Origin of the sequence: Mesorhizobium sp. M0077 (genome assembly GCF_040322955.1) — a bacterium.
Classification (GTDB): domain Bacteria; phylum Pseudomonadota; class Alphaproteobacteria; order Rhizobiales; family Rhizobiaceae; genus Mesorhizobium.
This window is the reverse complement of record NZ_JAMYUL010000019.1, coordinates 22,286-46,530: the sequence shown is the minus strand read 5'-3', so window position 1 is coordinate 46,530 and position 24,245 is coordinate 22,286. Positions and strand designations below refer to the sequence as shown.

Here is a 24,245-nt window from a genome sequence, read left to right as displayed (position 1 = left end):
GAGTTTCAGGAGCGCCGCCGTGGATGGTTTCGACATCTTGGATCCGTCCGGGGCGGATGAGAACGTCGTTTGATGTTCGGCCAGTCACGACAGGAAAGGCAGGACAGAGGGGGGCGCGAAGGAACGCCATCATCTCAGATTGCCTTCATCTCAAAACGCCACCCTATCGCCACCCTTCAGCGCCAGCATTTCGCGCGCCTCCGCCGGTGTGGCGACGTCGAGCGACAGGCCGTCGAGAATGCCGCGGATGCGGCGCACCTGGTCGGCGTTGGATTTCGCCAACTGGCGGCCGTCGTAGAGGCTGTCCTCCAGCCCGACGCGGACATTGCCGCCCATGGCCGCGGCGATCGAGATCAGCGGCATCTGATTGCGGCCGGCGGCGAGCACCGAAAACTGGTAGCTGTCGCCGAACAATTTGTCAGCGATGCGCTTCATGTGGATGAGATTATCAGGATCGGCGCCGATGCCGCCCAGAATGCCGAGCACGAACTGGATGAACAGCGGCCCCGACACCAGGCCGCGGTCGCGGAAATGCGCCAGCGAATAGAGATGGCCGACATCGTAGCACTCGAATTCGAAGCGCGTGCCACAGCCCTTGCCGAGTTTTTCCAGCACGCCTTCCATATCGGCAAAGGTGTTCTTGAAGATCGTATCGCGGGTGGCTTCGAGCAGTTTTGGTTCCCATTCGTGTTGCCATTCGCACGGCTTGTCGAGCATCGGGAACAGCGCGAAATTCATCGAACCCATGTTGAGCGAGCACATTTCGGGCTCGGCCCGCAGCGGCGCCGCCAGCCGCTGGTCAAGCGTCATCAGCGATGAGCCGCCGGTGGTGATGTTGATCACCGCATCGGTCGCCTGCTTGATGCGCGGCAGAAACTGCATGAACACATCAGGATCGGCGGTCGGCCGGCCATCCCGGGGATCGCGGGCGTGCAGATGCAGGATCGAAGCGCCGGCTTCGGCCGCCGCGATCGCGTCCGTCGCGATCTGGTCCGGCGTCACCGGCAGATAGGGCGACATGGACGGCGTGTGCACCGAGCCGGTGACGGCGCAGGTGATGATGACTTTCCTCGGCGCCATCTTTTGTCCCCCCTCAGCCTTCGACCGGCAGGTCGAGCTCGGCGGCCAGAACCTCCAGCGAGTCGCCGATGATGGAAATGATCTCGCCGACCTGTTCAGCCGTAACGATCATCGGCGGCGCGACCATGAAATTGTCGCCGTCGACGCCACCCTTGACCCTGCGTCCGTAAATGATCAGCCCGCGTTCATAAGCGAGGTCGAGCAGGCGCTGCGTGGCTTTCTTGCTCTGGTCGATCGGCCGCAGCGTTTCGGGATCGGCGACCATCTCGGCGCCGGTGAGCAGACCCTTGCCACGCACGTCGGCAATGAAGGGAAAGCGCTTGGCCAGCCCTTTCAGCCCGTCCATCAGCACGTCGCCCATGGCGGCGGCGTTGGCGATCAGGTCGAGCCGGTCCATCTCGCCGAGCACGGCAAGGCCGGCAGCACAGGCCAGCGGATTGCCGGCATAGGTGTGGCCATGCTGGAAGCCGCCGGAGGCAAGCAACGGCTCGACCAGCCGCATCGGGGCGGCCAGCGCGCCGAGCGGCGCATAGCCGGAGCCCAGTCCCTTCGACAGCGCGACGATATCGGGCTTGCAGTTCCAGTGGTCGCCGCCGAGGAATTTTCCGGTCCGGCCGGCGCCGCTCATAACCTCGTCATGGATCAGCAGGATGCCGTAGCGGTCGCAGATTTCGCGGATGCGCGGATAATAGCTGTCGGGCGCGACGAGGGCGGATGTAGCCGCACCGCCGATCGGCTCCATGATGAAGGCGAGCACGCTGTCCGGCCCTTCGGCCAGGATCTTGTCCTCCAGCATGTCGGCATAGCGGATGCCGCGCTGCTCTATCGACAGATTGTCGCGGTCGCGCCACGCCGTCGGCGCCGGCACTGTCGGCATCACCCGCATCATAGGGGTGAAGCTCTCCGCCAGCGCGTCGTCGCCGGTTATCGAAAGCGAGCCCAGTGTGCCGCCGTGATAGGACGGAAAGCGGGTGATCACCTTCCAGCGCTTGGGCTGGCCTGTCGCGACGGCCCATTGCCGCGCCAGCTTGATGCAGGACTCCGTCGCTTCCGAGCCGCCGGAGACGAAGAAGATGCGGTCCATGCCTTCCGGCAGTTTGCCAGCCAGTTCCCGCGCCAGTTCCTCGGCCGGCTCGTTCTCGAAATGCAGGCGGTAGGCGAAGGTAGCGCGATCCATCTGCCGCTTCATGGCGTCGAGCACGTTGCGGTTGGAATGGCCGATATTGGCGACCATCGGTCCGCTCGATCCGTCGATGAAACGGCGGCCGTCCTGCGTCCACATATAGATGCCTTCAGCGCGGTCGATGAGCGGCCGGCGCAGGCTGGAGAGGTAGAACAGGTGCGAGGGCGCGCGCGCTTCCGGACCGGCGGATGAGGGCTTCTGCATGTCAGGACTTTCCGAGATAGCGATCGATTACATTCTTGGTCACGCGCTCGACCATCGGGTCCTGCCTTAGCAGGCCGGCGACCCATTCGCAGCTTCCGGCGTGAAACACTTCGCCCTTGCCGCGCGGGAAATTGACGATCATGCCGCTGCCGCGTTTGACTTTTTCGAGATTGGCGTCGCTTGCCTCGCCGAACAGCGTCTCGGCGGTGAAGCGGCCGTCTTCGTCGGTGAGGAACTGATCCTCGATCGGGATGTCGGCGCTTTCCTCGACCTGGCTCGCCATGCCGACGGCCAGCACCTGCAGCCCGTCAGGCGCGCCGCTGTCCGGTGTCGGGTAGGGCAGGCCGCCGCGGATCTCGAAATCGAGCCCGTCGACCTCGTAGCCATAAATATGGCTGTCGGCGCCGAGCAGGTCGCCATAATAGATGCCGGTGCCCGCGAAGGCCCAGTGCTCGGGACGGTAGATGGGAAAGCCGCGCACGCCGCGCGGCGCGCAGCCGCCCCAGCCGGCATAGACGCCCCTGGTCGCATTGAGGCCGAAGGTCATTGCCCCGGGACGGCCGATCTCCGGCGCTTCCCAGGAGTTGGTGGCGCGGGTGACGTCGCCGCTGTAGGCGGGGTCCTCGGCGCGCGCCCGGTATTTGTAGCAGACCTGCCGGCGGCCCTCGTCCTCCAGCCGGGTCTGCCACATGAAGTTGCCGGCAAAGCGCGCCGCATGGCCACCGCGCTCGACATAGGCGTCGACCGCATCGCGCATTTCCCAGGTCCAGTATTCGTCATGGCCGACGAAAACGACGCAATCATAACCATCGAGGATTTCGGGCGAAAAGTGCAGATCGTGCTGGCTGGCGAGATCGACGTGGTAGCCGGCGCGCTCGGCGAAACGGAAGAAGTGGCTGTCATAGCTCGCCCAGCCGGAGGATGTGTATTTCTTCGAATGCCCGGTAGCGAAAGCCCATTCCATATGGGGGTAGCGCGGCACGGCTTTGGGCGGCACCGCCACCTCCAGCGGCACGCGCGGTGCATCCTTGGGCAGCACGACGAAGCCGCGGCACCAGGGCCGCTGCGTCGACACCATGCGCGCATACTGATCGCGGCCCGGGCCGGTGATGCCCTGATAGGCGTTGGAGCCGCCCCATGTGTTGTAGGACAGCCAGGTTCCGGTCGCCGCGACCTGCAGCACGCGGCCGGGTTTCTTGCCGGCCCGGGGCGCGACCATGAGGAGATGGTGGCAGTGGATAGGCTCGCGGCCGTCCGCCGTCAGCGTCAGCCGGTAGGCACCCGACGGCCAGTCGTCGCCGATGCGAAATTCGAAAGACGCCTCCCAGCCGCAGCCTTCGACCGAGCACTGATCAGGAGTGTCCTGCCAGCGCGCCGACAGGCCCGTTTGCTCAAAGACCCTTGTCTCGGTGCCGCCGTCGCGAACGATGGCAAGGTTAAAGTGTGGGGCCGTCGAACTGACATGCAGCGTTACGGTTTCCCCTGCGCGGTACGAGAAGCGGTCGGAGTAACACCAGATCTCGCCGCGCTCGCCATCCATCCCCGGCCATTCGTAGTAATGGCCGCGCACGGCCTCGCGGCGCTGCTCGGGCGTCAGTTCGAAATCGGGAAATTCCGTGATCAATCTGGTCATCATCGTACTCAGGCGGAAAGGTATTTGAGGAAGGCGCGGGTGCGGTCTTTCTGTAGAGCGGGAAAGAAATCAGCCGTAGGCTCATCTTCGACCACCACGCACCCCTCCATGATAGCCCCGGCCGCCACTTCGCCGGCAAAGCGCACCTCGTACGTTGCTGACGATGACCATGTGTTCGGCGGTAAGCTGTTTCATCGCCGCATTGACCTCGTGGGCCAGTTCTGGGCTGAGCGGCGAGGTGACTTCGTCGAACAGCATCGAATTTCCTATCCTCTGGATGGGGCGCGAAGTTGTTCTTTGGACGCGGGCGCTCTTCTTCTGAACTCAATGACTGCCTTTGCGACAGCATGTGCAAATAGATAATCCGAATAGGGAGCATAGATATCAGGAATGGCTTCGTCTCGCCCCGAACGGCTGGTCCGGGATCTTGACCGGACCTTCTGCGGACGTTCGGTCGTGGCCGGTGTGAAAAGCATACCGGCCGCCGAGCGTCTTACTCTCAGCAACGCAGTGCCAGCAACCGCGTTGAGGCGCTTGGCCAGGGTTGGCCGGCGGCTGCTCAAGCCCGGCGCGACTCGCTTCGAGCTGACCGATGTCGGGCGTCTGTTCTATGAGCAGAGCGCCGAGGTGTGTTCGGCAGCATATCGCAGCTGCCGCTGCTGATACGGGGCTTCAGCGACGACGCCTCCGGCCGCGTCTTGATCGCCACCGCCAAGCCAATGTCGTCTGGCCGCTGTTTCATCAGGCGCTGGCGGAATTTCACTGCATTACCCGCGCGCCAGCATCACGATCTCGGTTGCGGCAAGGGCGGAAGTGGCCAAGGAAGTGCGGGAGCGCCGCGCATCTTTCGGCATCTGCCTGGTCAGCCAGCGCGTTACCGCGCTGGCTCACGCGATAGTCCATCGCGAATTCTTCGGCTTCGTATGCGGCCCACAACGCAGGCCTTTACGGAAAGCCGGGCTGACGCCCGCCGATCTGCGGGGTGAGCCCTCCGTATCCTTTAAACTGACCATATTTCGGACGCGCTGCGGCCCGTCGCGTCTGCTGCGCAGCGAAGGAAGGCTGAACGCCGAGTCGTTGGCGTGGCTCAAGTTTGGAAGAGTGCGGCGCAAGATCGTCGCCGGCCTGGGCATCAGCCCGCTGCCGCTGCACGTGGCGATGTGATGGATGGCACGCTGTGGCGGTGGTCGACCACCTTCAGCATGCACCGTCAACCCGACCAAGTGTCCCTCGGTGTCCGTAATGATATCGCGCTTGCGGGCTTTAACCTTCTTGCCGGCGTCGCGCAAATGCGAAGATAGGGGTCGATTTCCGTCTCGCCGAGCCATTTGGCCGCCTAGAACCGATACATTCGACGAGGATAGGACGATGAGCCGTCGAGCGAACTTTTGCCTGGCTGGGACGTTGTCGCCGGCTCGCCAACACTTTGAGGCACCATCGCCAGCGCCGAGGCATGGATAGTCATCGCATCGATCCGCCTCATGCTTCGCCGCATGGCAGTTCCCCGTGGTGCGTACCCAGTTTTCAGTCAGGCTTTAAGTGCGATTATAGAGCGCGCTTAAGACCCATGTTCCTCACACAGACAGGCGCGGCACGCCCGGATGAATAACTGTTAAAAGCGTTGCAACACATTGTTCATGTCAATTCTCAGAACCTTTGCGGTCTTAGATCATTACCGATGGTACGTTCAGCGCAAGGTCTGAGGTCAGGCACGGCTGAAAAAGCTGATGATGATTACGCAATGACGGCGCACAGCAGCAACTTGGAGTGAATAGCAATGTTAGAAAGAGCGCTCATCCTGGTTGAAGGTATAGGGGATATCAGTCCGCTGTACGTTCGAGCTGCCCGGCGTCTTGGCCTTTATCCACTTGCTCTGTCGGCTGGTGCAGCCCGGTTCAACTATCTTGCGGCGGAAGGAATTAGGGGAATCAGTGTCGACACAGACGATCTTGATGCGCTGATCCACGAATGTTCTCGTCTACAGACTACCTATGACATTGCTGGCATTACGTGCGCCGGCGACCAGTTCTATGCAACAGTTGGTAAGCTCTGCCGGCATTTCGATCTACCGGGACCGAACCCTGATTCAATTGAACTATGCTGCGACAAGTACGCTCAACGTCAGCTCCTCGCGGAGGCGGGCATTCCCATCCCTGGTTATCGCTTGGCTGCCAATGCAGGGGAGGCAGAGGATGCTGCCGCGGAGATCGGACTGCCGGTGATAGTTAAGCCAGCGGCGGGCAGCGGCAGCGTCGGTGTCCGATTGTGCCGCACGGCCGATGATGTAGTCGAACACACAAACTATCTGTTGGGCGGGCAGCACACATGGCCTTCTGCCCCGAGGATACTCGTCGAAGAATTCGCAGAAGGGCCCATGTATGGCGCCGACATAATGGGAGATCAGATCATTGGAATTGGCATCGGTGACTTCGGCCCTCTACCGCATTTTGTCTATCGTGAGTTCACCTTTCCGGCCCTGCTGAGCGATGACGAGCATGAGCGTATCGTAGATGTTTCGCTGAGCTGTTTGCGAGCTCTCGGCCTTGGCTGGGGGCCAACGGGCATTGAATTCCGGTGGACGAAGCGTGGCCCAGTCGTCATTGAAGTCAATCCCCGGCTTCATGGCACGCCCAATCCCCGATTGATTCAGCTGGCTTATGGTATCGACCTCATCACCGAGCACATCAAGCTCGTCATCGGCGATGAATGGGATTTGCGCAAAACGCATTCGCACACTGCGGCGGCTCGGATCCTACTCCCTGATCGCGATGGCACCCTGGATTGGATCGATGGCGGCAGTCAGGCCGCTGGTATACCAGGTGTAGCCGAGGTCAAATTCTATGTTGAATCTAAGACTCCGATTGTCAGGAAAGGTGATTACCGAGACTCCATTGGACATGTCATCGCCACTTCACCGACCCATGCTGAGACGGAGGCTGTGCTGCAGCAAGCGGTCGGCTTAATCGGTTGGTCAATCACACCCTTTCCGTTGTCTACCGAAACGGCACAATCTGCGGATCCCTAGCAGACGGCGTTGCCAGCTGGAGTCGGGATAAGGCCGATCCGTTCATTTCCGGAGACCACACCGGCCATGAATGATTCACGCGGCCCGCTGAGCGGCCCCGGCCGAGACGATGGTCGACCTTCTACTGCGCCTCCTTCCGGCAGACTCCGAAGCGGATTGTGCTCGACTCGACGAAACGTTTGACGCCGTGCACGGCAATCAGCAGCTCCGCCTTGTTCAACGCCCATCACGACGAGTACGACTCCAGCCGATCGGTGTGTTCGATTGCGACGCCCGGTTCGTGGCTGCTGTCCTGCGACGGGCCAAGTGGGCTTAGATCCGCGCTCACCTGCGCCGGCTCTTGCGGGCGATCCGGAGCACTGGCCGAACATCCGGATCCTGATCCGGGCCGACCGTCACTTATTGCAGCCGCCCAGATCATCGACTGATGCTGGCGCCAACCATGTCGACTCATCCTCGGCGTACCGCCCGCCAACCCGGCGCAAGCATGTCGCGGACCTGGAAGCCCGCACGACCGCGCGCTTTGACTCGAGGCCGCCGCCCAAAGTGACACCCCGCTTCATCGTCACCAACCTCGCGGCGGAAGGCCAAGGCACTTCTTGCGAATGCCGAAACGCGCGCGCTTTGCCGTCGCTCAATTCGACACGTGCGACTGCACCTCACCAAAACCGCCTGACGATGTTTGCCAAAAAACCCGCAAAGGCGGCCAGATCGCCCTTATGGCCGCCAAAACCTCATGCCCCTGCATCAAGGCGGCTAGACGGGAGATCGATGTAAAAAATGCTCAGGGAGGTGACGGCCCAAGAGGTCGTGAGCGATGCAACGGAACTCACCATGAGAGCTCACCTCACCACCTAGGATGGTTACGTTCATATTCTGAGGAGGCACGGGTGGTATATATTAAGCTTCGCTAGCTGGAGTCACCAAGGTTTTCATAAGTGTCCACAGGTAAGGAGACGGCCACGAGGCTGTTCAAGTTTGGCCACAAGGGAATGGCTCTCTGCTAGAACTGTGGCTCGCAGGTCTCTATTGCCTTCGGGACGTGCCGTTCGGCGAGGGCGCAGGAATGCGCGAAACATTCTTGCGAGTGTCCAAGGCATTTTGGGCCTGAGATCGAGAGAAATCCTAGAAGGTTATCGCCAAGTACAGGCCGTCAGTCGATGTAATCACTGCCAAGTATTCCCCGCTTCCAGAGCAGGACCGTTATGCTCTATCTCGGCTGCGCCCCCGTCACGTAGTAACGGCCGACGAGGGCTAGGCGTGGAGATCCGCAGAAAATGGTGTGATGCACGTAGATGACGCTCAAGTGTTGCCTCCGTTTGAGCACGACGAGTCCACAGTGCTCTATCGGCAGCCTCTGCGACTTCTTGGCTCAGAGGTCTCGGCTGCCCGGTGCGCTTCACCCTGACCGCCGGCCAACAGGGGGATTGCCCGGTCGTCATGGCCGACGCTGCCTACGACGCCGATCGCCTGCGCCAGGTGATCGCGGACAAAGACGCCGTGGCTGTCATCCCAAACAACCCGTCGCGGGCTCAAAAACACCTATCGACAAGCACCTCTACGCCCAGCGCCACCTGGTCGAATGTTGCTTCTCTAAGCTCAAACAGTTCCGACGCGTCGCAACTCGCTTCGAGAAAACAGCCAGGAATTATCTTGCCGTCGTCTCCCTGGCAGCTACGATCCTATTCAAAAAACTGTCCGCGCCTAGCGCGTTCGAGCGGCGGAAGACTTCGCGGTAAGACCCAGTCGATATCTTCTATCAGGGCGCTATGAAGCGCCCTAACTGCGTCGTCCAAGCGTACTTCATCCACTATGAAGATTATATCCACGTTGCGCATTAGCTGCTGCACTCCCAGGACATCTATGCAAGCATCCGCTAGCGCCTGCACAGCAACGGCCGTTAGGCTCTGGCCATTGAGGGCGCTTCCGATGGCCGAGACAATGCTCACTTTTCTCGTGGAGATGTTCGCCGTTGGAAACTTTTCCTCCAGCGCCTTGACAGCGAGCGTGATTGCCTCAGGTGCCGCAGCGAGGTGATGCGTGACGGTATTGGCACTCGATGTCTTGGTCACGACACGGACCGCATGGGCCTTCAACGTTCGGAGAATTTCGGCGCCGCAACCGATCACGCCTGCCATGTCCTGGTCAAAGATCTCCAAGGCATACACCCCCCTGAAGCCCACGACAATTTCTGCCCGAGGTGTGTCGGAGACGTAGTCGCGTGTGATGATGGTTCCATCGCAGTCAGGATCGAATGTGTTCTTGATCCTAAGAGGGATGTTTGAATGGCGCAGCTCCTTGGCCGCGGCCCAATGAATCGCCTCCAGTTCGAGGTTGGCGAGCTGATCGGCGACATCATAGTTGGTGCGACCGATAGCCCGGGCCCGCTGAATACCCACGATTTTGGGGTCGGCTGTCGAAAGATGGAACTCCTTATGAATTATAGCCTCCCTGGCGCCTGTTAGCACCGCGATCCGCGCGAATGTGGCCTCGGTGTAGCCACGGCCATAGAGCCGCATCAGCCCACCTGGGCATTGGCCGTAACCCGTGACGATTGGCAGCTGCTTGCTCAGATCGATCGCGGATAGAGCTGTCCCAATTCGCGCGTCAAGGCTCATTTCAGTGTCGTCGCGCCAGCCCGTCATGTCTACGAACATCGCCTCCACGCCGAGTGCCCTGAGGAGCAGAACCGTGTTGTGGGTACTGTGGGCTTCGCCCTGCGCGGCTAGAAACTCGCGCACTGCATTCAGGTGCTCTTCGATCTTGAAGTGTCCATAGGAGCAAACTCGCTGAAGATCCAACAGACAGCCGTGCACTCCTTCAATGCGGTCGCTCACAAAATCGTCGGCGAAGCGCCTTTCCGGCGCGTTGCCGAAGATCTCCGCATTGATCCTCCTCATCTCCCGATGGGCTTCTGCGACAGCTTCAGCCCAAGCCGATCTTGATCTGACGCGCGCGAAAAGCGCATAGACGCCTGGCTTCCCAGTTTTCTTGTGCTCTAGAAGCCGGTCAGTCATCCCATTGTAAGCGGATAAGACGAATATGCGGTTGTAGAGTGCGCTTCCCTTGCGTCCTCCGATTAGGACGTTCTCAAGTACGGCAGCGGTGTTGGAGATTGATGTGCCTCCGATCTTCTCGACCGTGTGAGCACTAGACTGGCGGTTCGGCAAGAGATCACCTCCAATTCTTTTGGCGAGGTGGGCGGGTCGGGTGACAACCCGCAGCACCAGCGGCTATTTCGCGGCAAGACATCGTGGATGCTCGCGAAGCTGTCATGCCGTGCGGAGATTCTCGGAAACGCCGTGAGAAGTAGATTGAATCCACGCGTCGTCGTGCTTTCCTGGTCTGAGGACGTGCTCGCCCTGGGGAAGCTGGGCGTGTAGCAGACGAGCGACGCGGGGGAGGCGGAGGAGCCGAACACTCTCGATCCAGGCGCTTATTAACTTTCTCTGAGGCGACATCAGATCGCCTTGAAGTCGAGAGGATACGAGCCGGTCTCATCATGCACCTCGCTGCCGGCCAATGGAGGGACAAAGACGCAGGCTAACACCAATTTAGTCTCGGCACACAGCAGGTGAGCATCGTGCTTATCAAGCGCGTAAATAATCCCCGGTCTCACGACATGGATCTCATCCGCCTCCGTGTCCTCGATAGAACCCGTTCCAGAGATGCAGTATACCGCCTCAACGTGGTTCCGATAGTGCATCTTGAGCCGGGCGCCCGGATGGATCCTGGTGATATGGAAGGAGAAGCCCATCCCATCATTCTTGAGGAGCAACCGCACGCTTTCCCAGGCCTTTGTCTGGATCCGCCGGGCTGTCATTTTCTCCTCATTGAAATCCCTGACGATCATGTTTCACCTCTTACGCTACCATGTGCCCTGTGCTGCCGATCACGCTTTCGATAGCGCCCTCGAGGATGTCGAGGCCTTGGCTAAGCTGATCCTCGCGAACGACGAGAGGTGGCAGACACTTGACGACCTCGTCTTTCGGGCCGGCGGTCTCGACGATGAGGCCCTTCTGGAAGGCGGTGCTGATGACCTGCCCGGCAATCTCGCCAGACTTCAGGTCGATGCCCCGCATCATACCACGACCTTTAACTGACACTCGCCCACGATCGTACTTGCGCGCGATCTGATCAAGCCGGCTTTTCAGCAGATTGCCTTTCTCCCTAACGGACGCTGCAAAGCTATCCGTGCGCCAGAAGTGCTCGAGAGCTGCGCGCGCCGTGACGAAAGCATGGCAGTTGCCGCGGGACGTTCCGTTGTGCTCTCCGGGCTCCCACTTGTCGAGTTGTCGATCAATTAGAACGAGGGCCATAGGCAGGCCATAGCCCGATATCGATTTGGCCATTGTGACAATATCTGGGCGGAGACCAGCCGCCTCGAAGCTGAAGAACGCATCCGTCCGGCCAACACCCGCTTGAACGTCGTCTATGATCAGCAGAGCTCCGTGTTTGCGCGCAATGGCTGCGACTTTGCGCAGCCACTCCGTGCCGGCGACATTCAGGCCGCCTTCGCCCTGAACTGTCTCGACAATCACCGCCGCCGGTGCGTCTACACCGCTGGACGGGTCCGATAGGAGGCGATCAAAATAATCGGCGGTGTCTACAGCGGATCCGAGGTAGCCATCGTAGGGTAGTCGCGTGACGCCGCCGAGCAGCTGGCCGGCGGCTGCGCGGTGAAATCGGTTGCCGGTGCAGGAGAGAGCGCCAAGGCTCACACCATGAAAGCCGTTGGTGAAGGCTATGATGTTGGGCCGACCAGTGATCTTGCGCGCTAGCTTGAGGGCAGCCTCGACCGCGTTGGTGCCGGTTGGACCAGGAAACTGCACGACGTAGTCTAGTTGTCGCGGCGTAAGGATCGTCTCGTGGAATTCTCGCAGAAAGGATTCCTTGGCTTCGTTATACAGATCGAGACCATGAGTGATGCCGTCACTCGCAATGTAGTCTGCGAGCGCGGACTTCAGCTCGGGGGGATTGTGTCCATAGTTTAAACTCGAGCAGCCCATGAGAAAGTCGAGATAGGCTGTCCCATCTCGAGCAAATAGCTGAGCTCCCCGCGCTGTCGAGAAAACGACGGGAAAGCTGCGAGCGTAGCTGCGCACTTCCGACTCGAGATGGTTGAAGATCGCGAATTCACCCACGCAATCTGATGCGTTTCCGTCAGTCATCGTTGCCTCCTTATTTAGGCATTGGCTTGGCAGATCGACGGGCAGGCCCGCCGGGCCGATGGAGCGTTCAATCGGGCCGATGGCTATCATGTACTCGCTCTCACGCTGTCCCTTAAAATGGATATCGCGGTCGAAGCGCACAGCCTGCCGGATTGGCGCGCGCAGATCCCGAGCCACACCTTCGAAGAGCAATTTGGACGCCCTGTTGCTGAGCGTCACCGTGGCGTTAATGTGGGTCACCCCGCGGCAAGATCGCCTGTTCAGGGCTGAGATGATCAGCTTTTTGCCCACACCAATGTTGCGTGCCTCAGGATGCACGGCAATCTGCCAAATGAAGAGCGTCGATGGCTCGCTCGGCCGCCGATAAGTCGCCAGCCAGCCAACCACTTCACCAGCTCGTTCCGCGAGCACGCACGTGTCACTGAAATCAGCGCAGAGCAGGAGCTCGCAGTAAAGCGAGTTGCGGTCTAGTTGCGGGCACTTCGCGATGAGTTCCCATATGTCGGCTGCATTAATCTCCGTCGGTTCTCGGAATGTGACTCCCGACAACTGGACTGTGCGGGGCAACGAGAAGCTCTGGCTATCTCTGACCATTCGAATTCTCCGGGCGAACACCAGTGCCACCACGCGTCGCCTTTCACGAGGAGGAAATTTCAAATCTCGTGCCAGTTGCGCCCCAGCAGCTTTAGAAATATTTTTCTGAGTTTGTTCTATGACTTGACCCGGAGTGCAGCAGTCAGCCAAGCCGAAACAATGTGTCGCGGATTCGACAAACACGCAGTATGTGTCGTTTGTCCGGCATTTTCTCAGGAATGGCGATGGGGTTAAACAACGGGACTGGCAGCGGTTCATCTTGCGGTCAGCGGAGCAGGCCCGCCACTCCGACAGGCCGAGGCCGACTTAGGCCGCTTTGAGCGCTCCATCCGCGACATCCCCGAAATCGTGTCCTATTGGCCCGTGGTGCGGTCGACCATGTGCTCAAGATTATCGTGCGCAACGTCGGCGCCTATCACCGGCTGGTCGATGCCTCGCTCGACCGCGAGAGCGGCATTGACGGTCACTTCACCTAAATCGTCACCAAGACAGTGAAGGACGAGATTGCGCTGCTCCATAGCAGACGTGTTGCCGGCGTAACCGCAGGGCCGGAGAGATGGTCTGACCGATCGGCGTATTAGAGACTCTCCTTACTGTTGAACCTCAAACAGCCTCTCTGTTTGCACATGGCGAACAATCTTCTCGCGTCCTCGACCATGTCCACGCATTTCGCCCGCTCGCCTCGGCACGAGGCACTCGATCGGATGGCTGACCGCGGTCGGCAGCGTGGTCGGTCATGGCCGCGGAGCCGGCGGAGAGACGGAGATGCGATTTCCGCATGATGATGCGCGCCAGCGCGATCGGGCGCACGAATTCGATCGGATCGATCGCCTTGGCATGGCGATGTGGTTGTCCTTGGTCAGGATGGCGTCGTCGAGGCCGAAACGATCATTGGTGCCGCCAGCAGCGCGGCCGTATCTTTCGCTGCCGGCAGTCGGGGTATCATGTTGCGGATGCAGACCACCTTCACCTTGTACTCGCGGAGCGCATTGACAATCGATGCCGTCGAGGTAGCGATGCCGCTCAAGATGAGACAGAAATTGAGTGCCGTCCGTTCCGCGGTGAAAATGGCCGGGCCGCTGGCCGATGATATGGTCTGGCCGTGCGTCAACTCGCTGCCGCCGTCCGGACATTCCACCGTAACCTGGACAGCCTCATCGATAGACCGTCCGTGGATCATCGGCATTGGCATGGCCCCACCGGTCAACCGAGACGGGCGAGACATTCCGGGGTGCTCACCGGCATCCAATGCCGTGTACGTGTTGGAACTTGCTATTCGTGAAGCCCATCTTGGCCAGCGTTCACCATCCGCGCGCCAAAAGGCCGGCCGTACGAGCGCTAGCGATCCGATCAAACTATCCCAACCAAGTGTTGCAAGCAGAGGGGCCGTCCACGGATGAGCACCCGTCGGCTGAGGACTGATCGGCAAACAGGGGTGTAGGCCGCCCGGGTCATTGAGAGGCGTCCTGTACCCGCGGGGCGCCAGCCACGGGGGAAACGAGGGCATGGCCGACCGCAGAGCCCTTCATTTCAGCTCAATGTCGGCAATCCGCTTCGCCTTTCGCAATCAGAAGCGGTAGGTGAGACCTGCTCCGATCAACCATGGATCGAGTTCGGCCTTCCCCGTCAGCTTCGTCCCGTCCACCGTGACGTCGAAGTCTGGCTTGAGGAAAAGCTTCTTCACGTCGAAGTTGACGCCCCAGTGCTGATCCACCATGTAGTCGAACCCGACCTGCAGCGCGGTCGCGAACGTGTTCTTAACATTGAGAGCGTCGGCGCTGCCGACATCCTGGTTAAAGAATATCGTGTAGTTCACGCCGGCGCCGACATAGGGCTTGAAAGCGCCGAAGCTGGTAAAATGATACTGCAATGTGAGCGTAGGCGGCAGCAGCCAAATCTTGCCGATGTTGCCCAGCCCGCCGATCGTACCTTGGCCCCCGATGTTTGCATAGGTGGTGCCGAGTATGAGCTCGGCGGCGATGTTGTCCGTGAAGAAATAGGAGATATCGAGTTCCGGCGTCACGGTGTTCGAATACGAAAGATCGGAGCCGGGCACTGCATTGACGTAGCCCGAATCCTCAGTGACGACCCCCAACGCACGCAGGCGGAACTGCCAAGGGCTTGGCGCTTCCGGGACCGAGGCTCCCGCCTGCGGGACGCTCCCCGCCTGCGCAAAGTCCGCCGCGACGGCCTGCTGTCCCATCACAATGAGGACAACGGCCACTGTTACTCCCCGCGCCGCGCGCATTTGGTTTCTCGCCATGATATTTTCTCCTTGCTCTTCAGAAATGTGGACTGCTTACGAAAAATCTTGCTCAATTGCTTGATATTGGCGGAGCGCTGATGCCCGGTTTGCTTCGCGGCTGCGACCGCATGTTCGGCACTCATGATCATGGGATGATTTCTCCTCTTTCCCTGCCGCAGCGCGTTTTGCGGACTGTGCTGCAGGTGTCGTGCCAAATGAGAAAATCATTTCATAACAATGCGATCGCCCTGATGGCGCTGTGTCTCATGTCCGACATCGTCGAAGATCCGACAACGAACGCCGCCGTGGCCGCCTAATAGAACGTCCTGTGCCACTCGGTGGGCACTACGGAATAAGCAGTGAAGCCGCGAAACCCGAGCTTCGGATCGACATCGGCGACGGGGCCATCGACGACCACTACGTCGCCGGTGCCGGGCGCGGCACAGCCTGAAGACTCCGCGCGGCGATCATCAAATAGCTGCGTTTACGATGGCTCCATCTTGGCCAACCGGTGGGCGCGCAAAAGGCTGCTTTGCGGCCTCATCCCTCCGCCTGGATTGAGTCGCAGGGACCGAATGGCGCACGTGCTTTTGGAACCGGCAGAGTGGCCATAACGCAATTGTCTTCCGGCTATCTTTACAGATTTCGACAATCCAGTTGGTGAAGGTCCCACATGGCGGAAAGCATTGATGCGCTTAGGTCTGGGCATGCGCCCATCCGCAACCATCTCACAAGAGCATCGATGCGACACCAACATAGAGAATTGCTTCGCTCTGAGAGAGGCCTCGCCGCGGACATGAGATTGCGTCACTCTTCATGATCGCGGCCTCCGAGGATGTCAGGATCGAGCCAGTGAAACGGCACGATAGGGCGAAGAATCTTGCAGCTCTTGCAACTGCCGACCTCGATGGGAGAGGCAGATCGCGATCTGTCCGGCAGAGACACAAGGTTCTGCACTGTCCGTTCATGAAGACGTCGTGCTGGTCTCCATAAGAGAAGTATTCTGGTGCAGAAAGTGCCCGATTAGCTATTCGGAAAAAGGCGACATCGACGTGCAAATCGAGCGCCGCCGTGAGGCGTCCCTCAATGTCCGATTTCCGACAGGATCGCAAATCCGCCAACCATTGTTAAATAGAGTTTTCCTTCTCTGGCACGGCCCATGCATGGGGTAATGCGAACGCATCAGCGAGACCTTCTCCATGATCATGCGCACCGAAAATGCCGTCGCCGCAGTGAAAACCGCGCTCTCGCCTGCCATCAAGCCGCCGAAAGGCCGGCGCGCCATGGTTGAGGCGGGCGATTGCGCCGGCTTCAAACACCTGAATGGGCTTGGAAAGCGTCTCGTGTGATGGCGACGCGGGCATCCAGACGTGCGGAAAGGACATACATCGTTGCCCCACGTAGCCGGTACCCGTCGATTGTCACCGCGCTGGTGCTCGGGTCTACATTCGACAACCCGAACGCGCAGGACAATTCTCGCAAATCCGGTCGGCACCGGGGCTCGAAAACGCCCGCGAGGGAGAGCCCAATCGCTGTGGCCGATATTCGCCGCGAACAACCCGCCGAGTGGGAAAAAACCTATAGGAGCAAAGCAAGTGGAGCTATCTTGCATTGGAGTCGGTGCTGGGCCGTCTAATTTGAGTCTTGCGTGTCAGATACACGAGCAAGTTGGGCAAGGGGCACTGTTCCTGGATAGGCAGGCCGACTTCCGCTGGCATCCAGGCATCGCGTTCGATTCCTCGGAGCTCCAGGTCAGCCACTTCAAGGATCTGGTCACACTGGTGAATCCGAGATCAGCTTACACGTTTGTAAACTTCCTGCACGAGAACGGGCGTTTGTACCACTTCATGAACGCACAGTTCGAGGCTGTGTTCAGAGCTGAGTTTGAGCAGTACCTGAACTGGGCCTTTCACAGGAACCCACTTGTCTATGGCGGCGAGACAGTGCACGAAATCCGCTTTGACGGCGAGTTTCGGGTGAGGACGGATAAGACGGCCCTCGGCGCCAGAAACGTCGTGGTTGGCATTGGCAAGCAGGCGCAAATTCCGCCTCAGTTTCAGGGCTGGACTGGACGCAACCTGTTCCACTCATCTGTTTTACTGCACATCCATCCTGAGTTGCGGAGAAAGCATGTCTGCGTGGTTGGCGGAGGCCAGTCGGGAGCCGAGGTGATGTTGCACCTTGTCGGCCTGCCGAAAGAACGGCGGCCTGCCTCGATCACTTGGGTCTCGCAGCGTGAGAACTACCTGCCTCTCGACGACAGCCCGTTCACAAACGAGTTGTTCATGCCCTGGTTTTCCGATCGTTTCGCGGCGATGAGCGAGTCGCAGCGTAAGCTGCTCCTGCGCCGTTTCGTGCTTGCTTCGGACGGCATTTCGGAAAGCACGTTGCGCGCGATCTATCAGGCGCTGTACCGCCACGCATTTTTCGAGCCAAACCGATGCGACATCACACTGCGGCCGGGCTGCACCGCCTCAAACTGCATCAACGCCGGACCGGGTCACAGGCTGACCCTGCAGCATGGCACGGACGAGGTCGAAGAAGTCACGGCTGACATCATCATCCTGGCCACCGGTTACGAGAACGCGGTGCCAAGCTTATTGGAACCGATCATCGGCCGCTTGGAGCAGATCGACAATGCATTAGCTATTCGCGAGGATTTTTCGGTGAGCTGGGACGGACCGTGTGACAGACGCATCTTCGTACAAAACGCGAACCTCGGGCAGCGCGGCCTGGCCGATCCGAACCTAAGCTTGCTGGCTTGGCGCGCTCGCCGCATACTCGAAAGCCTTCTTGGGCGCGCGCCATGCGCGAACTCCGAGCATCCTGGCTTCATCAGCCATACCTCGATTGAGAGCTGGCCCGACCACGCAGCCGAAGAAATGGGCAGCGGGATATGATTCGTACGCCTTGGATCATCGCCGGTGGCATCCAAGGAATGATTGATGTCCGCCCCGCTGCGGCGATGCCGAGGGCTTCTCCGATATCACCGCTACCGAACAAGCCCTTGGACCGAGCGGCGAGTCCCATAGTCTGGGGCGTGCAGTTCCCCTACGGTCGCTCATTCGAAAAAGCGCCGTGGTCCAAGCGGATTGTGCCGGCCTTCAGCCGTGCGTGTCGTGGCTGGACCGGGTGAAGCGATGATCAAGCCCAGGTTTACGGAGCCCCTAAACCCTTAGCCTGACACAGACGGTCCGATCTTCTGCGGACACTATCCGCCGGAGCGGACGCACTTAGCGCCGTCCTACATGACGTGAGTCTGTTTCCGTGGACCGCAACTTGACCAGCGCCCGACTTCCCTAATTGGGATGTCCGACCAAGCAGTCTTTCCAACAGGAGGCTTTTCGCATGTTGACTAATGCACAAGAGAAAAGTTACAGAAAGACGGATACGTCAGGCTCGAAGGTCCTTCGCTCCAGCGCCTCAGGAAGATATCTCTATCCTTTGTCAAGACATGACACGCTGGGGTGTCAGCGGTGATAAATGGCTCATCTGGTTCGAGAAGACGACGGATAATCTAAGATCGAGAATTTTCTTGATTTCCATGATCCATTGCGTCGGTCGCTCTTACAAGATCAGCGCACAAAGTCAGCGGTCGCGGATTTGCTTGGCGGAGATTGCGCAGGCTCAAGGAGTTGCTGATTCCACTACCCCAATAGCGGGGGCTATCTCCGTCACATGCGCGCAGTCTTTGCCGACAATGCAGACGCTTGTCTCGTCGAGAGATACATTCAGCTATTTTAGGGTGCTCCTCAGGATTGCTTTTTTTCGGGTACGGAGCCGCCGCTCAGTTCCCAATCGAGCAGCAATCCTAACAACTCACAAACTTGGAGATCGCTCGCTAGGTAACCCGTCTGTGAACCCTGCAAGCCGATGCTTCAGATGCCGCCCATGCAGAGGTATTTCATTTCGAGGTAGTCCTCGAGGCCATGGCGGGATCCCTCCCGCCCGATGCCGGACTGTTTTATCCCACCGAACGGCGCCGCTTCCGAAGACATCCGGCCGGTATTTACCCCGACCATTCCATATTCCAAGGCCTCGGCGACACGCCAGACACGCTTCAGGTTAGAGGCATAAAAATACGCCGCGAGGCCGTAGATCGTTTCATTGGCATCACGCACGACCTGATCCGCATCGTTGAAGCGAATAATCGGTGCGAGCGGCCCGAATGTCTCTTCTTGCGCCACGGTCATCTCGCTGGTGACACCGGTCAGGACCGTTGGTTGGAAAAACGTGCCATTCGTGCCGACGCGTTTGCCCCCGCATCGAATTGCGCCGCCTTTAGCTACGGCATCGGCAATATGGGATTCAATCTTGGCCAAAGCCTGCTTGTCGATGAGAGGCCCGATGTCCACTCCGGGAGCGAAACCGTCACCAACTTGAAGTTGGCGAGCCCGTTCCACGAATTTCTCGACGAACTCGTCGTGAACGCGCGACTGGATGTAAAGGCGGTTCGCTGAAACGCAGGTCTGGCCGGCATTGCGGTACTTCGCCTGGATCGCACCGTCAACCGCGGCATCGATATCGGCATCATCGAAGACGATGAAGGGTGCATTGCCGCCGAGCTCTAGGCTGACTTTTTTGATCTGGTCCGAGCACTGGCGCATAAGTAAGCGCCCGATCTCAGTAGACCCGGTGAAGCTGATCTTGCGGACCTTGGGATTTGTGCAAAGTTCGCGGCCGACCGCGTCACCTTCGGACGCATAGATCAGGTTGACGACGCCTTCGGGGAAGCCTGCCTGATGGGCGAGGGCGAACATTGCTCCAGCCACGAGCGGCGTCTGTTCAGCGGGCTTGAGGACAATCGTGCAGCCCGCCGCCAAGGCTGGCGAGATTTTGCGCGCCACCATCGAGGCCGGGAAATTCCATGGGGTTATCGTGCCGACCACCCCGATGGGCTGCTTGATCACCAGCATTCGGCGGTCCGTCGATGGTGCGGAGATCGTCTCGCCATAGACGCGATTTGCCTCCTCGGCGTACCATTGCAGATACGCCGCAGCATGCGATATCTCCGATTTGGCCTCGGCAAGCGGCTTGCCCATCTCCGCGGTGAGAATTGCAGCGAGATCGTCGGTGTGGTCGATGATCAACTCATGCCATCGCCATAGAACATCGCTGCGCTCACGTGCGGTAAACCCTGCCCATCCAGGCTGCGCGACATAGGCCTTCTCGATTCCAGCGCATGTCTCTTCGACTCCCATGTCAGGTAGTTCTGCCAGCACTTCGCCGGTCGACGGGTTGAGGACCTCGAATGTCCGCTCTCTAATCCGCGTGCCAAGTGCCGGCAGGCGATCGATGGGTCCAAACAGGTCAGGGGATCTCAGGTGACGGATCATCGGCGGGCACAGGGGCAATCGGTTTCCTCCTCAACGCCAGGCGTATATAGCAGGTTCGGTGTGTAGTCCGGACGTCCAAGCTCCTCATAGGACCTCGGCCAGACAGCTAGCAGACCACGGTTGCCAACTGGAAAGGGAGAATACCTGAATTCGCTAGAAGATGAGTCGCGGTTCTACTAGCCGGGCTCGACCGGCGGTTGCGCGCGGGCGGGTCCGGCCCGCGCACAACCCTGCCAAAGGTCTTCGCGGCCAGCGCCTGGTTCTACGTGCCGGCCACCGCGTCGTTCGGTCGGCAATATTTGTTGTAGATCGTGAATGCGTCGGTGCCGTTCAGCTTTTCCATCTCCTATGTCGTGTTGACCTCCTCGTCCAGCAGACCTGCGGGTTCGTCTCTCTGCGCCAACGGCGCTCCTCCAGGATCACATTTCGCTCGGTCTTGATATTATCCTCGTTGAGGATGAGGTTGAACATGCGATCGGCCTCGAAGCCCATCATCTCGCCCAAAACGAGTCATAGGCGGTGAGGGCGTTATTGTAGCCGCCACTCACTTAGACGGCTCGGTGAACTCGCTGTCGGCGCGGTTGGTGGTCGCTTTGAAGATCAGACGCTCGAGGAAATGGGCAAGTCCGGATTTGCCGGGTGCTCGTCGGCGCTGCCGACCTTGTACCAGACCATATGAGTGACGATTGGCGCGCGGTGATCGGGGATGTCGACCCATGCCATTGCCGAGCAGGAAATCCGCGATCTTGCCGCCGTCGGTGGCGGCCAGAGCCGGAGCGGTCGTCACTGGGGCCAGGGCGGTGGCAGTAAACGCCTTGCGCAGCTAGGGGCGATCGATGGCTCCGTTTGGCAAGGCAAAGGGTTCGAGGCAAAAGTGATTTGTTCCTCATTTTGATGAACGCGCTGCGTCTTCGCCTCCCCGTGGGAGGATCGGCGGGCGGCGCCGAGCCAGATGAGTCATGGGCCCAGGGCTCACTCGAGCCTCACCTTCGGATGGACCCAGGAGACCTGCGGCGGTGTTCTTGGGGAAGGTGGCCATTGGAGGGATTTTCCTTGGTCCGCGACGTCTTGCGGACGACCGGGCATGCACCGTGCCAGATCAGAAAACCAATGGAGGCTGTTGACAAATCGGGCTCTGCCATGTTGCGCATCCGACATTGTGGGCGATCGAACAGGGCTGAAGGCGACGCGAGCACGGCTGCGAATATCTTCTTCCTTCGGAAGACGATTAGGCGCGCTGCCGGGGAGGGGTAAAGGATGCGCTTCGAAGGCCGCTGCACCGACGGTCAGAATTGAAATGTTGTCGCTCCAGCGGACCGATGTCCTCGACAGTCAGACCGGGCGGTGCTGAAGGGTAGAGGCGTGAGCAGCGTAGCTAAGTGGGCGCGAATCAGCTCGCGCGCGAAGACGGACCTGAAAAAAAACGGCGGGTGGCGACATTCGCGAGGCGCTGGAAAACGAGGTCGTAGGACTGGGCGGGAAAAACGGTGCCGTTGCTCTCTTCTGGCGTGATGGCCTGCCGCGAGGCCGTTGAACGTAATGAGTTGCTGCGGGAAGGGGAGTGTTTTCGCGGGACCTTGGTCAACGTAAGAAACAAACGTCGAGCTCGCCTTGGATGGGGGCATGCAGCACATTTGCCGCTGCAGGACAGCAGCACGGAAGCTGTCCGCGCTTGCCGTCGTCCCTGGGAACCAAACAGCAGAATTTAGCGGTCGCGATTGATTTCATGTGCGTAAAATACCGCCTGGTGCGCTCGGCTGCAAATGCATGCCTGGCGGAGTGGTCGCTTAGGTCAAGAGCATCGCGTGAGTAACAGCCTGACCTTGCTCAATCTGATGCGCGCTAACCGCCTCGCCGGATTGTGGAACTGCTCGCGGGTGGCTTCTACCACAAACAGCAAGGTCATGAAATCAAGTAGGAACTCGTCAATCGCTTGGGAGATTGTTTCTGACTTGCCGTTGAATTGGTCCAGCAAAACGCGCGCGCTATCGATCGCTTCCACGCTGGTGGCATCAATCAACCGCTCGACCCTCTTGAAACAATCCAAATCGAAACTCCTTCATGCGCTTGCCAAGCCGTTATGCACGAAGGTAGTTCCGTGAACTACCCGGCCTTTGACCTGCGGCACGAGCAGCGGTCGGCCTTACGTCCCGTGCCTCCAAACACGAGCCATAGACGTGGCGCTGAGGAGCGTTGGAAGATTCAGGCGCTTCCGGCCATGCTCGAGCGGTAGTGTAGGACAGTGCTTGCTGGCGACCACGGCCACAATGGAGTGCGCCAGCTGATCGTGGCTTAACAATTTTTCGCTTTTTGCTGCGCCCAAGTCTCGGCTATGAGTCGGGCAGGCCTAATGGCCTGCCCACGTTGCAATTGTTAGAGAGGAACGCGTATATGCCGACTGGAACGGTAAAGTGGTTCAACAGCACCAAGGGGTTTGGATTTATCCAGCCCGACAATGGCGATCCGGATGTTTTCGTCCACACTTCCGCTGTCGAACGCGCGGGCCTCTCGACCCTCGCTGACGGCCAGAAGATCAACTATGAGATCGAGCAGGATCGCCGCACTGGCAAATCCTCCGCTGGCAGCCTCAGTAAAGCTGGTTGAAATTTTCTCCTGCGTCCTGGCAAGAGTAGGCACGTAGGTCCGGAGGTCCTCACGGCCGCTCGATAGGAGCGAGCAAAAACTGAGGGCAGCAGATTGCTGCAGGCGTCGCGAATTCCTCATGAAACAAAGTTGTTTGAAAGGAAGGCGGGGTTGGCCCCGCCTTTTATATGACGCGCAGATTAAGCCGATGGCTGCAACGCTCCAGAACGAATCTCGATTGCCGAAATCAAGCCGCGACCTTCTTGCGGGTTCGCTTCGTCGGCGCAGGCTCCGGCGCTTCCGGCGCCTTCGGTTTGCGGCCGAGCCCCATCGTCTTGGCCAATGACGAGCGCGCCGCGGCGTAGTTCGGCGCGACCATGGGATAATCCGCGGGCAGGCCCCATTTGGCCCGATATCCATCCGGCGTCAGCCCATAGTGGGTCGACAGATGGCGCTTGAGCGATTTGAATTTCCTCCCGTCCTCAAGGGAGATGATGTAGTCCGGTGTCACCGACTTCCTGATCGGGACTGCAGGCGTAAGGGCAACCGGCTCTTGTGCAGAGACACCTCCGGCCGTCGCTCTCAGAGCCGCATGCACTTGGCCGATGAGGGCAGGGAGATCCCCCACCGGGATCGGATTGTTGGAGACATAGGCCGACACGACATCGGCGGCAAGCTCAATGAGGGTGTCGACGTTTTTTCCGGCTTCTTCTGTCATGAAACTCTCCAGGCGGTGAAACATAGTCAGCGAAGCGTCGCTTCATAGGGCCGGTTGCCGCTGAAAGCAACAATGTCTCGACAGCGTTATTGCCAATGCTCGTCCAGAAGCGACATCGATGCGCCATATTTCGCGTTGTGACCGCTGAGCCACTCGTTGTTGGCGACCCTGCCGAGGTGCGTGGCGCGTGCCGCTCTAACTTTGCGCCGAAGTTGCTAGTAGCCTCGAGGCTAAGCGCGCTATTTTTGTCTCGCTTTACTTCTTTGGACTGTGAAATCGAGGGATCGTGATCGCTTGCTGGCGGGCGTGGGGGCGATGGACGTTCATTGGCACTGGCCAAATGTAAGTTCATCGCCCGGTGAGCCGCTCTTCCAAGGGGCTGGGAACCGCCGCTGGTAACCAAGGACATCAATGTATTTCGAGGCGTTTCTTAGCCGGTCCTCGAGAGACGGCAATCGCTGCGGACGACATCT

The 24,245-nt window shown here is 59.5% G+C and carries 22 protein-coding genes and 3 pseudogenes; 9 read left to right on the top strand and 16 right to left on the bottom strand.

Features of this window, described 5'->3' with window-relative positions:
* Positions 1-150: 150 nt before the first annotated feature.
* The 4 genes from kce to NKJ57_RS27190 all read right to left on the bottom strand — a co-directional run bounded on the left by kce (position 151) and on the right by NKJ57_RS27190 (position 4,358).
* The gene (gene kce, locus NKJ57_RS27205; RefSeq protein ID WP_352513380.1) at positions 151-1,080 is read right to left on the bottom strand and encodes a 3,5-dioxohexanoate:acetyl-CoA acetone transferase; all 930 of its coding nucleotides are present in this window, start codon (positions 1,078-1,080) and stop codon (positions 151-153) included.
* A gap of 13 nt (positions 1,081-1,093) precedes the next feature.
* Positions 1,094-2,467, bottom strand: a complete 1,374-nt coding sequence (locus NKJ57_RS27200; protein WP_352513378.1) for an aminotransferase family protein — start codon at positions 2,465-2,467, stop codon at positions 1,094-1,096.
* 1 nt (position 2,468) lies between these two features.
* Positions 2,469-4,100 carry a N,N-dimethylformamidase beta subunit family domain-containing protein gene (locus NKJ57_RS27195; RefSeq protein ID WP_352513376.1) on the bottom strand — a complete coding sequence of 544 codons (1,632 nt, stop codon included), beginning with the start codon at positions 4,098-4,100 and terminating at the stop codon, positions 2,469-2,471.
* 81 nt (positions 4,101-4,181) lie between these two features.
* Positions 4,182-4,358: a hypothetical protein gene (locus tag NKJ57_RS27190; protein WP_352513374.1), complete on the bottom strand. Its 177-nt coding sequence runs from the start codon at positions 4,356-4,358 to the stop codon at positions 4,182-4,184.
* Between the two features lie 555 nt (positions 4,359-4,913).
* Between NKJ57_RS27190 and NKJ57_RS27185 the strand changes: the two genes are divergently transcribed.
* From NKJ57_RS27185 to NKJ57_RS27175, 4 genes and pseudogenes are all read left to right on the top strand, one after another.
* Positions 4,914-5,264, top strand: coding sequence for a hypothetical protein (locus NKJ57_RS27185; RefSeq protein ID WP_352513372.1), 351 nt, complete (start codon positions 4,914-4,916; stop codon positions 5,262-5,264).
* A 211-nt stretch (positions 5,265-5,475) separates the two neighbouring features.
* Positions 5,476-5,662: pseudogene (locus tag NKJ57_RS30955) on the top strand (hypothetical protein); the annotation flags it as partial.
* A gap of 215 nt (positions 5,663-5,877) precedes the next feature.
* Positions 5,878-7,125 carry an ATP-grasp domain-containing protein gene (locus NKJ57_RS27180; protein ID WP_352513370.1) on the top strand — a complete coding sequence of 416 codons (1,248 nt, stop codon included), beginning with the start codon at positions 5,878-5,880 and terminating at the stop codon, positions 7,123-7,125.
* A 1,371-nt stretch (positions 7,126-8,496) separates the two neighbouring features.
* Positions 8,497-8,864: pseudogene (locus NKJ57_RS27175) on the top strand (transposase); the annotation flags it as partial.
* On the opposite strand, the gene NKJ57_RS27170 reads toward NKJ57_RS27175, so the two are convergent.
* The 8 genes and pseudogenes from NKJ57_RS27170 to NKJ57_RS27145 form a co-directional block, all read right to left on the bottom strand.
* Positions 8,808-10,295, bottom strand: a complete 1,488-nt coding sequence (locus tag NKJ57_RS27170) for an aspartate kinase (protein ID WP_352513368.1) — start codon at positions 10,293-10,295, stop codon at positions 8,808-8,810. The pseudogene NKJ57_RS27175 and the gene NKJ57_RS27170 overlap by 57 nt on opposite strands.
* Before the next feature lie 290 nt (positions 10,296-10,585).
* A complete protein-coding gene (locus NKJ57_RS27165) occupies positions 10,586-10,978 on the bottom strand; it encodes an ectoine synthase (RefSeq protein WP_352513366.1) in 393 nt (130 codons plus the stop codon).
* 10 nt (positions 10,979-10,988) lie between these two features.
* Positions 10,989-12,296 carry a diaminobutyrate--2-oxoglutarate transaminase gene (gene ectB / locus NKJ57_RS27160; protein ID WP_502902067.1) on the bottom strand — a complete coding sequence of 436 codons (1,308 nt, stop codon included), beginning with the start codon at positions 12,294-12,296 and terminating at the stop codon, positions 10,989-10,991.
* Positions 12,297-12,374: 78 nt separating this feature from the next.
* A pseudogene (gene ectA / locus NKJ57_RS30950) lies at positions 12,375-12,890 on the bottom strand (diaminobutyrate acetyltransferase); the annotation flags it as partial.
* A gap of 603 nt (positions 12,891-13,493) precedes the next feature.
* Positions 13,494-13,700 carry a hypothetical protein gene (locus NKJ57_RS30945; RefSeq protein ID WP_502902063.1) on the bottom strand — a complete coding sequence of 69 codons (207 nt, stop codon included), beginning with the start codon at positions 13,698-13,700 and terminating at the stop codon, positions 13,494-13,496.
* Positions 13,625-13,849 (bottom strand): hypothetical protein, encoded by a 225-nt coding sequence (locus NKJ57_RS30940; protein ID WP_502902066.1) that lies wholly within the window; start codon positions 13,847-13,849, stop codon positions 13,625-13,627. Before NKJ57_RS30940 ends, NKJ57_RS30945 begins: the two co-directional genes overlap by 76 nt.
* Positions 13,750-14,076, bottom strand: coding sequence for a hypothetical protein (locus NKJ57_RS27150; protein ID WP_502902069.1), 327 nt, complete (start codon positions 14,074-14,076; stop codon positions 13,750-13,752). Before NKJ57_RS27150 ends, NKJ57_RS30940 begins: the two co-directional genes overlap by 100 nt.
* Positions 14,077-14,457: 381 nt before the next feature.
* Entirely contained in the window at positions 14,458-15,138 is a 681-nt protein-coding gene (locus NKJ57_RS27145; RefSeq protein ID WP_502902065.1) for an OmpW/AlkL family protein, read from the bottom strand.
* Positions 15,139-15,233: 95 nt separating this feature from the next.
* Between NKJ57_RS27145 and NKJ57_RS27140 the strand changes: the two genes are divergently transcribed.
* From NKJ57_RS27140 to NKJ57_RS27130, 3 genes are all read left to right on the top strand, one after another.
* Positions 15,234-15,452: a hypothetical protein gene (locus NKJ57_RS27140; RefSeq protein WP_352513362.1), complete on the top strand. Its 219-nt coding sequence runs from the start codon at positions 15,234-15,236 to the stop codon at positions 15,450-15,452.
* Positions 15,453-16,334: 882 nt separating this feature from the next.
* On the top strand, positions 16,335-16,484 hold the full coding sequence (locus tag NKJ57_RS27135; protein ID WP_352513360.1) for a hypothetical protein: 150 nt from the start codon (positions 16,335-16,337) through the stop codon (positions 16,482-16,484).
* A gap of 246 nt (positions 16,485-16,730) precedes the next feature.
* Positions 16,731-18,035 carry a lysine N(6)-hydroxylase/L-ornithine N(5)-oxygenase family protein gene (locus tag NKJ57_RS27130; RefSeq protein ID WP_352513358.1) on the top strand — a complete coding sequence of 435 codons (1,305 nt, stop codon included), beginning with the start codon at positions 16,731-16,733 and terminating at the stop codon, positions 18,033-18,035.
* Between the two features lie 978 nt (positions 18,036-19,013).
* Here NKJ57_RS27130 and NKJ57_RS27125 read toward each other — a convergent pair.
* Together NKJ57_RS27125 and NKJ57_RS30935 are read right to left on the bottom strand one after the other, a co-directional pair.
* Positions 19,014-20,471: an NAD-dependent succinate-semialdehyde dehydrogenase gene (locus tag NKJ57_RS27125; RefSeq protein ID WP_352513356.1), complete on the bottom strand. Its 1,458-nt coding sequence runs from the start codon at positions 20,469-20,471 to the stop codon at positions 19,014-19,016.
* 544 nt (positions 20,472-21,015) lie between these two features.
* On the bottom strand, positions 21,016-21,189 hold the full coding sequence (locus NKJ57_RS30935; protein ID WP_502902064.1) for an insulinase family protein: 174 nt from the start codon (positions 21,187-21,189) through the stop codon (positions 21,016-21,018).
* Between NKJ57_RS30935 and NKJ57_RS30930 the strand changes: the two genes are divergently transcribed.
* Entirely contained in the window at positions 21,178-21,366 is a 189-nt protein-coding gene (locus tag NKJ57_RS30930; RefSeq protein ID WP_502902068.1) for a hypothetical protein, read from the top strand. The genes NKJ57_RS30935 and NKJ57_RS30930 overlap by 12 nt on opposite strands.
* Before the next feature lie 897 nt (positions 21,367-22,263).
* On the opposite strand, the gene NKJ57_RS27115 is transcribed toward NKJ57_RS30930, so the two are convergent.
* Positions 22,264-22,518, bottom strand: coding sequence for a hypothetical protein (locus tag NKJ57_RS27115; protein WP_352513355.1), 255 nt, complete (start codon positions 22,516-22,518; stop codon positions 22,264-22,266).
* Positions 22,519-22,862: 344 nt separating this feature from the next.
* Between NKJ57_RS27115 and NKJ57_RS27110 the strand changes: the two genes are divergently transcribed.
* Complete coding sequence (locus NKJ57_RS27110; protein WP_352513353.1) at positions 22,863-23,075, top strand: cold-shock protein; 213 nt, start codon at positions 22,863-22,865, stop codon at positions 23,073-23,075.
* Between the two features lie 226 nt (positions 23,076-23,301).
* Here the strand turns inward: NKJ57_RS27110 and NKJ57_RS27105 are convergent, their stop codons facing one another.
* A complete protein-coding gene (locus tag NKJ57_RS27105) occupies positions 23,302-23,772 on the bottom strand; it encodes a Ros/MucR family transcriptional regulator (protein WP_023812675.1) in 471 nt (156 codons plus the stop codon).
* Positions 23,773-24,245 lie beyond the last annotated feature (473 nt).